Here is a 12,124-nt window from a genome sequence, read left to right on the forward strand (position 1 = left end):
CCGCCGGTGGGCGAAGGTCAGAGCAGGCCGTTGATGATCGCCCGCAGGGTGGCGATGCCATCGCCCTTCTCAGAGGAGGTCAGGACGATCTCCGGATAGGCGGCGGGGTGTTTGGCCAGCGCTCCGCGCACCTGGGTCAGGATCTTCTCGCGGTCGGAGGCCTTCACCTTGTCGGCCTTGGTCAGCACGCACTGGAAGGTCACAGCCGCGCTGTCGAGCAGCTTCATGATCTCCTCGTCGACGGGTTTGACCCCGTGGCGGGTGTCGATCAGCACGAAGGCGCGGCGTAGCGTCTGGCGGCCCGAGAGATACTGTTTCAGCAGCTTCTGCCATTTCTCCACCACCTTGAGCGGCGCATTGGCATAGCCATAGCCGGGCAGGTCGACCAGATAGAGCTCGGGCCCCTGGGTGAAGAAGTTGATTTCCTGTGTGCGGCCGGGGGTGTTCGATGCGCGCGCCAGCCCTTTGGTGCCAGTCAGCGCATTGATCAGGCTGGACTTGCCGACATTGGAGCGGCCGGCAAAGCAGACCTCGATCCGGTCGGCGGCGGGCAGGCCGGACATGGCGACCACGCCCTTGACGAATTCCGACGGGCCGGCGAACAGCAACCGGCCGTTTTCGGCGGCCTGCGGATCCGGCTCTTCGGCCAGGGGGAAGGGAAGCTGGGTCACGGCCGCACCTCAATGGGGTCGCCGGCACGGATCGTCCCGGCCTGGGTGACAACGGCATAGACGCCGCAGATCTGATGGCCCCAACCGCGTTTCAGCGCGCCGAGCGTGTCGGCATCGCGTTCGCCGGTAACGGGATTGGCGGTGGTCGCCATGCAGCGGACGATGGGTTCCACCACCTCCAGCTCGGCGCTGCCGATCTGCAGCCGCTTGCCGGGCCAGTCCATCTCGGCCCAGGGGGCCAGCCCCTCCAGCAGCAGGTTGCCGCGCCAGCGCAGCGGCGACAGCTCCTGCCCGACCTCCGCCGCCACGGCGGCGTGGGTGGCCAGGTTGATCAGCGAGATCGAGGGGAAATCGGTATCGGTCATCGCCTGATCCGGTGCCCGGACCAGCCGTGCCGGCTGTGGCCGGTCGGGATTGGTGATCGGGCCCGCCCAGGCGATGAACCGCGCCGCATCGGCGGGATCGGCCGGGTCGATGCTGATTTCCGGCCGGTCCGGATGGGTCAGCCGGATACGCCCGCTTGCCTCGTCGACCTCGGCCTCGATCGCCATCAGCGACGGCGATCCGGCGGCGCGGGTGAAATTGCGGCAATGCGCCCAGGCGGGCGCGGCGTCGTCAAACCTGGCCGCCTCATGCGCCACCGCCCAGACCCGGTCCCAGGGCAGGGCGGCGCCGACGGTCAGGTCGACCTGCGCCAGCCGCTCGCGCCCGTGGGCCTTGATCGGGTGGCGCCAGATGTCCCTGACCGCGGCCGTCACTTCTTGTCCTCGGCGGGGGCCTTCTTGAAGGTCTGTTTGATGTTGCCGAAGACGTCGGGCTTATAGCCCTGGGTGCGCATGATCAGATACTGCTGGGTGAAGGTGATCGTGTTGTTGGTGATCCAGTAGACCACCAGCCCGCTGGCAAAGCGGCCCAGCATGAACATGAAGACCCAAGGCATCCAGGCGAAGATCATCTTCTGCGTCGGATCGGCGGGCGCCGGGTTCAGCTTCTGCTGCAGGAACATCGAGATGCCCAGCAGGATCGGCAGGATCCCCACCATCACGGTGGCCAGCATGGTGCCCGGCTCCGGACCGGCCCAGGGGGCCCAGCCGAAGAAGTTCATGATCGAGGTCGGATCGGGCGTGCTGAGGTCCTGGAACGGGCCGAACCAGGCGGTCTGGCGCAGCTCGATGGTGACGAAGATCACCTTGTAGAGCGAGAAGAAGATCGGGATCTGCAGCAGGATCGGCAGACAGCCGGCGGCCGGGTTCACCTTTTCCTTCTTGTAGAGCTCCATCATCCCCTGTTGCAGCTTCTGGCGGTCGTCGCCGGCGGCTTCCTTCAGCGCCTCCATCTGCGGCTGCAGCTCCTTCATCTTCGCCATCGAGACGTAGGATTTGAAGGCCAGCGGGAACAGGATCGCCTTGAGGATCAGGGTCAGGCCGATGATCGACCAGCCCATGTTGCCGATCAGGTTGTGAATGTTGTGCAGCAGCCAGAAGATCGGCTTGGTCAGGAAGAAGAACCAGCCCCAGTCGATCGAGTCGATGAAACCCTTGATGCCGGAATGCTCATAGGCGCGGATGGTCTCCCATTCCTTGGCGCCGGCGAACAGCTGGGTGGTGACGGAGGCGGATTGCCCGTCGCTGAGCGTTTCGGTCGGCAGCACGGCCTCGGTCTGATAGATGTCGCGGCGGTCGTCGTATTTCGCAACCTGCTTGAAGGCGCTGCCCGGGGCCGGGATCAGCGTCGTCATCCAGTAGTGGTCGGTAAAGCCGATCCAGCCGTTTTCCTGCACCTGATGCACTTCGGCCCGGGCGCCTTCGCGGTCGGAATAGTCGAAGTCGGGCATCTTGGTGTAATCGGTCTCGGTCAGCTCCCCGTCGGCCATGGAGACGACGCCCTCATGCAGGATGAAGAACTTCTTGCGGCCGGCCGGTTCGCCGTGGCGGGCCAGCACCCCATAGGGGGCGAGCCCGACGGTGCCGCCGGAGCTGTTGGTGACCGACTGGGTGATCGAGAACATGTAATTCTCGTCCACCGAAATCTCGCGGTGGAATTCCAGGCCCTTGCCGTTCGACCAGCTCAGGGTGACCGGGCTGTCGGTGCTCAGGGTCTGGCCGGCGCTCAGGCTCCAGCGGGTGTTGGGGCCGGGCACGTCGTCGGGGCCGAGCCCGGTGCCGGGCGCCCAGCCGTAGAGCGCGTAGTAGGCGCCGTCGTTGCCGACCGGCTGCAGCACCTGGACGATCGGCGAATCAGGCTCGACGGTCTCGCGGTAATCCTTCAGCGACAGCTCATCGATGCGTCCGCCCAGCAGCGAGATGCTGCCCGAAAGCCGCGGCGTGTCGATGGCGACGCGCGGCGCCTCGGCGACCGAGGCTTCCGGCGTGGTGGCAGCCTGCGTGCTGGTGGCATCGCTCGCAGCCGCGCTCGGGGTGGTGGCCATCTCGCCCTGGCCCTCGGTCGTCTCGGTGCTTTGCTGCGCCGTCTCAGGCACGGCTTCCGGTTCGGGGGGCGGGAAAAAGAAGAACCACCCGAGGATGACCAGGAAGCTAAGGACCGTAGCGAGGATGAGGTTCTTGTTCTGATTGTCCATAGGGGACTGCCACCTTGTGCTGTCTATGACAGGGTGGGTTCAACATCAGTAGCGCCCCAAAGGTCAAGCGGATTCCGGGAGGTTTTCCGGGCGCGGGAACCCTCTGTGGCCCGGAAAGCCGTTCCCTCAGCCGGTTTCACGGCCGATCCGGGGGGCGTCACGCAATTTTGCGTGATGGGTGGCGATCCAGTCGAGCGTTTGTTCGAAGGGCATCGGACGGCCGATGCCGAAGCCCTGGACGTGATCGCAGCCCAACTGCGCCAGCAGCGCGTGTTCGCCGACGGTCTCGACTCCCTCGGCCAGGGTTTCCAGCTCCAGCCGCTCGGCCATAGTGAGGATGGCGGCGATCATCCGCTGCTGTTCCGGATCACGGTCGGATTTCATCACGAAGGAACGGTCGATCTTGATCCGTGACACGGCAAAGCGGCGGATCGAGGAGAAGGAGGCGTGGCCGGTGCCGAAATCGTCCAGATCGATGCCGCAGCCCAGCTTGGCCAGACCGGCGATGTTATGGGCGATGGTGTCGTCGGGATCGGTGCTGACCACGGATTCCAGGATCTCCACCGACAGCCGGTCGGCGGTCAGGTCGAAGCGGTCCAGTTCCCAGCGGATACGGTCCACCAGGCCGGGGTTACGCAGCTCTTCAGTGGCGAAGTTGACCCCGACGCTGGGCACGTCGACGCCGGCGCTGTCCCAGGCCTTGATCGCGGTCAGCGCGTGATAGAGGATCACTTGCCCCAGCCGTTCCAGTAGGCCGGCCTGTTCCAGCGCCGGCAGGAAATTGTCGGGCGTCAGCACGCCATGCACCGGGTGCACCCAGCGGGCCAGCGCCTCGAACCCGGTGATCTTGCCGGTGTCGGTGGAAATCTGCGGCTGATACCAGGGCTGGATCTGGCCGTTTTCCAGGGCAAAGGCGGCCTCTTCGCGCAGATCGTTGCGCGCTTGCGACCGGCGATGGGTATCGGCGCTGTAGACCCGGATGCCGGAGGGGCCGCTGCGCTGCGCCTCGGCCAGCGCCTCGGTCGCGGCCTGCAGCCAGGCGGCGGCATCCTGCCCGGGGGCGCGGCGGCGCATGCACAGGCCGACAGAGGCGGTCATGTAGACGGTGCTGGCGTCGAGAGAGATCGGATCCTCGACCGCCGCCTGCATCCGGCCGGCCAGCTGGATGCAAAGCTCCAGATCCAGCACCCGCACCGGTGACAGGCAAACGGCGAAGCGGCTGTCGCCGATCCGCGCCACCACATCGTCGTTGCGCAGCGCGGCGCAGATGCGCTCGCCGGTCTGCTGCGCCACCAGATCGGCGGCGGCAATGCCATGGCGTTCGGTCAGGTCCTTGTAATCGTCGAGATCCAGCACGAAGCAGGCCGACCGCATGCCGGAGCGCTGGGTGTCGGCATAGGTCCGTTCCAGCGCGGTTTCGAAGCCTTCGCGCAGCATCAGCCCGGTCACCGCGTCGCGCGGGATCGATGGCTGGCGGGCGCGATCGTCGAAGGCGCCGATGAAGGCGAACAGCAGCGGCAGGCCGAGAGAGGTGATGACCAGAGCGGCCTCGCCCCACAACCAGAAGGCCCCGAGGGTGAGCGCGGGCAGAAAAGCCAGAATCGGCGGCCCCATCAGGACCGGCAGGATCCTGTTGCGCAGCCGGGTCAGGGGGCTGGAATTCGGCAGTTGCATCACGAGGCCTTTCACCTTTTGCGAGTAGTCCGCAACGGTGACCCTAGCTGGATGTTCTGACCGGGATGTTAACGCAGACGCGGAATTTCGTCCTCAGTGCCGTTTTCCATGGCATTTTCGGGCAATTTCAGCCCGGCGAAGTCGAAAAGCTTGGGGTCGAGCATGTGCGAGGGGCGCACATTGGTCAGCGCCCGGAACATCACCTGGCGGCGTCCGGGGCTGTTTTTCTCCCATTGATCGAGGATTTGCTTCACCTGCTGGCGTTGCAGCCCGTCCTGCGATCCGCAGAGGTCGCAGGGAATGATGGGATAGTTCATCGCCCGCGCGAACTTCTCGCAATCGGCTTCGGCGACATGCGCCAGCGGCCGGTAAACGAACAGATCGCCCTCTTCGTTAACCAGCTTCGGCGGCATCGTCGCCAGCCGTCCGCCGTGGAAAAGATTCATGAAGAAGGTTTCCAGGATGTCATCGCGATGATGCCCCAGCACCACTGCGGAACAGCCCTCTTCCCGGGCGATTCGATACAGGTTGCCACGCCGCAGCCGCGAGCAGAGCGCGCAATAGGTCCGGCCAGCGGGAACCTTGTCCATCACCACAGAATAGGTGTCCTGATATTCGATCCGGTGTGGCACACCCATCCGCTCTAGGAACTCCGGCAGCACCGTGGCTGGGAAGCCGGGCTGGCCCTGATCGAGGTTGCAGGCCAGCAGGTCGACCGGCAGAAGCCCGCGCCATTTCAGCTCGTAAAGCACGGCAAGCAGGGTGTAGCTGTCCTTGCCGCCCGACAGGCAGACCAGCCAGCGCGGCGGCCTGGCGTCCTTGTCGTGGGCGGCGGGGTCGATCATGCCGTAATGCTCGATCGCCTCGCGCGTGGCCCGCACGATGCGTTTGCGCAGCTTCTTGAACTCGGTGGTCGAGGGCGCCCCGGCAAAAAGCGGATGGATATCGTCGGACTCGTCAAGCATGCGCCGGCTTTAGTGGAAACCGGCTGCCCGGGCAAGCGGCGGCAATGCGCAGGAATCGGGTCGCGCGGCCGGGTGGCGATCGGCGATCAAGGCCGGGTCACACCCCGGAGACCCCAGATGGCCGACCTCACCCTGCCGCTGCTCGCCTTCCTGTTCCCGCTGGCCTACAGCCCGGGACCCGGCAACATGCTCTTCGCCGCTACCGGCGCCCGCTTCGGCCTGCGGGCCACCGCGCCGGCCAGCCTGGGCTATCACCTCGCCACCTGGATCGTCACCGCCGGGCTCGGCTTCGGGATCGCCACCGCCCTGGCGCAGGCGCCGCTGCTGTTTGCGCTGCTGAAATGGGCCGGGGCGGCCTATGTGCTCTGGCTGGCGCTGGGGCTTTGGCGCGCCGGGGCGCTGGACGCGGCGCAGGAGGCCCGGCCGATGGGCGCGCGCGACGGCGTGGTGCTGTTGCTGCTCAATCCCAAGGCCTATGTGATCATCCTGCTGATGTTCAGCCAGTTCCTTGGCCCCGCCACAGGGCCTGCCGATGTCGTCTGGATCACCACCGTCTTCACCCTGAACAACGCGATCGCCTTCGCGGTCTGGGCGCTGATCGGCGACCGGCTGGCGCTCCGCTTCCGCGATCCGCATCAGGCGCGGCGGCTCAATCGCGGGCTGGGCGTGCTCCTCGCCGGGGTGGCGGTCTGGATGGCGCTGGGATGAGGCCGGGCCTGCGGGTAGGGCGCTATGCCTCTCCCCGCAGCCTCGCGGTTTCCGCCGCATCCACCTGCGGCGGGCTGCCGGTCACCGCCACGCCGAACAGCCGGGCCGCCTGTTTCGGTGTATAGCGTCCCATTTCCACGTCATAGCGTACCGCCTCCGGCGGACGCCGGAACGGATCGCCATAGCCGCCGCCGCCGGGGGTGCGCACGTGCACCCGGTCACCGGGGCCCAGCGGGATATCCTGATCCTTGGAAAGATGCGGCGGCACATAGGCCTCGCCATCGCGCCAGACGGTGACATGGTTGACCGCCCCGTCGCCGCCGCCGAGCGCGCCCTGCGGTCCGGTCCGGCCGTGATCCATGACGAAGCTCGCCCGCGCCTCGCCGCGCCGCAGCTCCACCTCGTAATCCAGACCGAAACCGCCGCGGTGCAGTCCGGCCCCGCCAGAGCCCTCATGCAGCGCATAGCGGTGGTAGAGCACCGGATAGGCCTGCTCCATGATCTCGATCGGCGGTGCCTTGGAGATGCCGATGGTCGAACAGCCGTTCGACAGCCCGTCGTGATCGGCGTTGCCGCCATAACCGCCGCCGGAGATCTGATACATCACGTAATCCCGTCCCCGCGCCGGATCGTGGCCGCCCAGGGCGAAATTGCCGCTGGTGCCCGCTGGTGCCGCCGTCACCCGGTCGGGAAGGGGGGCGACGAGGGCGGCAAAGACCGCCTCGGCGATCCGTTGCGATACCTCCGCCGCGCAGCCGGAGACCGGGCGGGGATATTGCGCATCGAGGAAGGTGCCTTCGATCCCTGTCACCTCCAGCGGTTCAAACGCCCCGGCGCTCATCGGTACTTCGGGGAAGATATGGCGGATCGCCAGGTAGACGGCGCTGAGCGTGGTGGCGCGGACCGAGTTCATCGGCCCGGCGCAGGGGGCGCTGGAGCCGTTGAAATCGAAGATCAGCCGGTCCTCCACCCGGGTTACTGCCAGCCGGATCGTCAGCGGCTCGTTCACCACTCCGTCGCTGTCGATCAGCGCCGTCGCTTCATACCGCCCCTCGGGGATATCGGCGATGAAGGCGCGCATCTGGGTGGCGGCGCGGCGGCGCAGTTCCCCGATCGCCTCGCTGACCGTGTCGTCGCCATAGCGGTCGAGCAGCGCGTTCAGTCGCTCCTCCCCCACCAGCAGGGCGGCGGCCTGCGCCTTGACGTCGCCGATCCGCTGGTCGGCCACCCGGATGTTGGAGCAGATGATGGCATAGATTTCCTGATCCAGTTCACCCTGCTTGAACAGCCGCACCGGCGGCAGCCGCAGCCCCTCCTGTTCGACGGCGGTGGCAGAGGCGGAAAAGCCGCCGGGCACCGAGCCGCCGGTATCGGGCCAGTGGCCGGTATTCGACAGCCAGCAATAAAGCGCGCCGCCCCGATAGAACGGCATGGCAAAGCGCACGTCCATCAGATGGGTGCCGCCCAGATAGGGATCATTAACGATATAGATATCGCCGGGGGAGGGCGCGGGCGTCACTCCGCGCCGGATGCGGTCGATCAGCTGCCGGGTCGAATCCTGCATGGTGCCGACAAAGACCGGCAACCCCTGTGCGCCCTGCGCGATCAGCGCGCCGTCCTCGGCCGCATAGATACCATCGGAGCGGTCGTTCGCCTCGGCGATCACGGGGGAAAAGGCGGCGCGGGAAAAGCTCAGGTCCATCTCGTCGCAGACCTGTTGCAGGCCGGCCTGGATGACTGAGAGGGTGACGGGATCAAGCATCAGGCGGCGCCTCCGATTTCGACGATGATATTGCCGTCGGCGTCGCCGGTGGCGCGGTCGCCCGGGTCGATCAGCAGGGTGGTGTCCATCTGCTGGACGATGGCGGGGCCGGTGATCTCGAAGCCTTCGGGCAAATAATCGCGCCAATAGACGGGCGTGTCGTGCCAGCCGCCGCCGGCGTCGCTGTCGGCGAACCAGACCGGGCGCCGCGATTTCTCGGCCTCTGCCAGCGTTGCCTTCCGCTCCGCCGGGTCGATCAGCGACGACAGATCGAGTTCGGCCCGCGCGCCGATGACCGAGCAATTGGCATTGACCACATTGGCGCGGATATCGTCCAGCGCCACGCGGAAGCGTTTGTAATAGGCGGCTTCGAACAGCTCCTGCAGGGTCTCGACCGCCACATCCGGACGGTCGAGCGGCACCCGCAGCAGATGGGTTTGTCCCTGGAACTGCATATCGACGCTGTAGAGCCGGCGGATCCCGCGGATTTCGATATTCTCCTTACCGATCAGCGCCTCACCTTCCGCCGTCTGAAGGGCGAAGACCCGCGCCAGGTGGTCGGGGTCGAGCGTGTCGAGCGGTCTGTTCACCGTGGTCACGAAATCGTGGCGCAGGTCGGCGACCACGCAGCCCAAAGCGTTGGTGATGCCGGGGCGGGCCGGCACCAGCACACGCGGGATCGACAGCTCCCGCGCCAGCGCCGTGGCATGCAACGGCCCGGCGCCGCCGAAGGCGAAGAGCGCGAAATCGCGCGGGTCGGCGCCCAGCGACACCGACACCATGCGGATGGCGCCGGCCATCTTGGTGTTGGCCATGCGGATCACGGCGGCGGCGGCCTCGGTCGCCTCCAGTCCCAGCGGCGCGCCCAGGTTGCGGGCGAAGACGTCGCGCACATGGTCGATGGAGATGCCGCCCTCCACCGCGTTCAGCCCGGCCGGATCCAGCCGGCCCAGCAACAGGTTGGCATCGGAAATCGTCGGGCGCTCACCGCCGCGGCCATAGCAGATCGGCCCCGGCCGGGCGCCGGCGCTTTCCGGTCCGACCTCCAGTAGCCCGGCCGGATTGACCTGCGCGATGGAACCTCCGCCGGCCCCCACGGTGCGCACATCGACCATCGGCACATGGATCGGCATGGCATATTCGATCTCGATCTCGTTCGACACGGTGGGTTCTGCCCCGCGGATCAGCGCCACATCGGTGGAGGTGCCGCCCATGTCATAGGTGATCAGGTTTTCGTGCCCCGACCGCCGCCCGGTATAGGCCGCCGCCATCACGCCGGAGGCGGGGCCGGACATCACCGTCTTGGCAGCCTCCAGCGCCACGCGCCGGGCCGAGACCATGCCGCCGTTGCCGTTCATCACCAGAACCTCGCCCCCATAGCCGCCTGCGGCCAGATGATCGGTGAGCCGGCGGATATAGCGATCCAGCAACGGCTGGACCGAGGCGTTGACCGCCGCCGTCACCCCGCGTTCGAACTCGCGGCTTTCGGACAGCAGCGCATGGCCCAGGGTGATGTGGTCGTTGGGCCAGAGATCGCGCAGGATCTCGGCGGCGCGCAGCTCATGTGCCGGATTGGCGTAGGCGTGGAGGAAATGGATCACCACCGCCTCGCAGCCCTGATCCAGCAGCGCTTGACCGGCGGCGCGCAACCCCGCCTCGTCCAGGGGCACCAGCACGGTGCCTGCGGCATCCATCCGCTCGGCCACCTCAAGCCGCAGGTTGCGCGGGATCAGCGGAGTGAAATCGCCCTTCATCCCATAGGCCTGCGGCCGGGTGCGGCGGCCCAGTTCCAGCACGTCGCGGAAGCCGGCGGTGGTGATCAGCCCGGTTTTCGACAACTTGCGTTCCAGCACCGCGTTGGTGGTCGTGGTGGTCCCATGCACGATCAGGTCGAGCGCGGCCAGATCGCAGCCCGCCTCGGTCAGCGCGGTCAGCACCCCATGGGCCTGATTGTCCAGTGTGCTCGCCACCTTGGCCAGCCGCACCCGGCCGGTGCCGGGGTCAAGCTCGATCAGATCCGTGAAGGTGCCGCCGACATCGACGCCGACCACCGCGCCCGAGGGGGATTTCGCCATGCCCATCCGCTCACACTATATATATTGTTCGTACACAAATGATCTGCGCAAGCGGGGGCCGCTGTCAACGCCGCTGAGGGGCAGGCGCCGACCGCCGCGCCGGCGCTGCCGAAAGCGGCAGCGGTTGCGGCGAATTGGGCAGGGCGCGGACAAGGTTCTTTCCCTGTCCGGGCGCCCGGCTAAGATCGCGGCCATGAGAGCGTTTTCCTCCCCGCGCCGGATCGGCGCCGTGATTCTGTCCGCCGCCGTCCCGATCCTCGGGGCGCGGCAGGCGCTGGCCCATGCCTCGGAACAGGGGCTGGTGCTGCTCCTGCCCACGGATGTCTACATCGCCTCCGGCGCGGCGGCGGTGGCGCTGACGGTGCTGCTGATGGCGGTGCTGCCGGAACGGGTGCTGAGGGTGATCTTCGCCGCCATCCGGCTGGTGGTCCTGCCGAAAAGCCGGTTGCCGCTGGTTACCTCCACCCTGTCGGCGCTGATCTTCCTGGCGCTGGTGGTCGGCGGCCTCACCGGGCCGCGCGATCCAATGGAAAATCCGCTGACCCTGGCGGTCTGGACGGTGTTCTGGATCTGCGTTCTCGCCGTGCAGGGGCTGGTCTTCGATATCTGGCGCTGGATTTCCCCCTGGCGCGGGCCGGCGGCGCTGATCATGCGGGCCACCGGCGGCCGGCCGTTGCTACGGCTGTCGCCGCGGCTGGGGGCGGCGCCGGCGATCCTGACCTTTCTGGGGGTCGCGCTGTTCCTGATGGCCGATCCCGCGCCGGCCGATCCGGCCCGGCTGGCGGTCGTCGCCGGCGGCTACTGGCTGGCGACGCTGGTAGCGATCGGTCTTTTCGGGCCGCGCTGGCTGCTGCGGGGCGAAGGGCTGAGCGTGCTGCTGCGCTGCTATGGCCGGATGTCGCTGCTGGCGCGCCGCGGCGGCCGGCTGCACCTGGGGCTCTGGGGGTGGCAGGTCCTGAAGACACGGGCGCCGCAGGGTGGGCTGGCGCTCTTCATGCTGGCGATTCTCGGCTCAGGCAGCTTCGACGGGGTGAATGAAACCTTCTGGTGGCTTCAGGTCCTGGGGATCAACCCGCTGGAGTTTCCCGGTCGCTCCGCGGTGGTCTGGCAGAACACCTTGGGGCTGTTGGCGGCCAATGCGCTGCTGGTGGCGGTCTTCGCGCTGACCCTGAAGTTGGGGCTGATGCTGAACCGGTCGGACCTCGGGCTGGGGCAGGCGGTGCGGGTCTTCGCCCCCACCGTCCTGCCGATCGCCCTGGGCTATCACATCGCGCATTACTACACCGCGCTGCTGGTCGACGGCCAATATGTGCTGGAGCTGCTGCGCGACTGGGCGGGGGCGCTGAGCCATGGGCTGGAGCACGGGCTGAGCCACGATCACCAGGGTCATGTCGAGCCTTTGGCGCATCTCTCCGTCACCACCGGGTTCTTCAACGCGCCCGATACGATGCGGGCGATCTGGCTGACCCAGGCCGGGGCGGTGGTGCTGGGGCATGTCGTTGCGGTGATGCTGGCGCATGCGGTGGCCTTGCGGGTTTTCGGCACCAACCGAAGGGCGTTGCTCAGTCAGGCGCCGCTGGCCCTCTTCATGATTGGCTATACATTTTTTGGGCTCTGGTTGCTCGCATCCCCCCGTGGCGTGTAGGAATTACGCGAATCAACTGGACCGGATACCAGATCGTTTGCACACT

The 12,124-nt window shown here is 67.1% G+C and carries 9 protein-coding genes; 2 read left to right on the forward strand and 7 right to left on the reverse strand.

Translation table 11 applies throughout. The annotated features are described in order from the left end of the window. Positions 1–17: 17 nt before the first annotated feature. From yihA to ttcA, 5 genes are all read right to left on the reverse strand, one after another. Positions 18–671: a ribosome biogenesis GTP-binding protein YihA/YsxC gene (yihA, locus tag QO033_RS13585; RefSeq protein WP_284481518.1), complete on the reverse strand. Its 654-nt coding sequence runs from the start codon at positions 669–671 to the stop codon at positions 18–20. After that, a complete protein-coding gene (locus QO033_RS13590; RefSeq protein WP_284481519.1) occupies positions 668–1,429 on the reverse strand; it encodes an MOSC domain-containing protein in 762 nt (253 codons plus the stop codon). Before QO033_RS13590 ends, yihA begins: the two co-directional genes overlap by 4 nt. After that, complete coding sequence (gene yidC / locus QO033_RS13595) at positions 1,426–3,249, reverse strand: membrane protein insertase YidC (RefSeq protein WP_284481520.1); 1,824 nt, start codon at positions 3,247–3,249, stop codon at positions 1,426–1,428. Before yidC ends, QO033_RS13590 begins: the two co-directional genes overlap by 4 nt. A 126-nt stretch (positions 3,250–3,375) precedes the next feature. Beyond that, the gene (locus QO033_RS13600; RefSeq protein ID WP_284481521.1) at positions 3,376–4,923 is read right to left on the reverse strand and encodes a putative bifunctional diguanylate cyclase/phosphodiesterase; all 1,548 of its coding nucleotides are present in this window, start codon (positions 4,921–4,923) and stop codon (positions 3,376–3,378) included. Between the two features lie 68 nt (positions 4,924–4,991). Continuing rightward, positions 4,992–5,888, reverse strand: coding sequence for a tRNA 2-thiocytidine(32) synthetase TtcA (ttcA, locus tag QO033_RS13605; RefSeq protein WP_284481522.1), 897 nt, complete (start codon positions 5,886–5,888; stop codon positions 4,992–4,994). A gap of 117 nt (positions 5,889–6,005) precedes the next feature. Between ttcA and QO033_RS13610 the strand changes: the two genes are divergently transcribed. Beyond that, complete coding sequence (locus QO033_RS13610; protein WP_284481523.1) at positions 6,006–6,596, forward strand: LysE family translocator; 591 nt, start codon at positions 6,006–6,008, stop codon at positions 6,594–6,596. 22 nt (positions 6,597–6,618) lie between these two features. Here QO033_RS13610 and QO033_RS13615 read toward each other — a convergent pair whose 3' ends face one another. Both QO033_RS13615 and QO033_RS13620 read right to left on the reverse strand, forming a co-directional pair. Beyond that, positions 6,619–8,361, reverse strand: coding sequence for a hydantoinase B/oxoprolinase family protein (locus QO033_RS13615; protein ID WP_284481591.1), 1,743 nt, complete (start codon positions 8,359–8,361; stop codon positions 6,619–6,621). Further along, entirely contained in the window at positions 8,358–10,433 is a 2,076-nt protein-coding gene (locus QO033_RS13620; RefSeq protein WP_284481524.1) for a hydantoinase/oxoprolinase family protein, read from the reverse strand. Before QO033_RS13620 ends, QO033_RS13615 begins: the two co-directional genes overlap by 4 nt. A gap of 193 nt (positions 10,434–10,626) precedes the next feature. Between QO033_RS13620 and QO033_RS13625 the strand changes: the two genes are divergently transcribed. After that, positions 10,627–12,078 (forward strand): hypothetical protein, encoded by a 1,452-nt coding sequence (locus QO033_RS13625; RefSeq protein ID WP_284481525.1) that lies wholly within the window; start codon positions 10,627–10,629, stop codon positions 12,076–12,078. Positions 12,079–12,124: the final 46 nt, after the last annotated feature.

Source organism: Pseudodonghicola flavimaris (genome assembly GCF_030164425.1).
Classification (GTDB): domain Bacteria; phylum Pseudomonadota; class Alphaproteobacteria; order Rhodobacterales; family Rhodobacteraceae; genus Pseudodonghicola; species Pseudodonghicola flavimaris.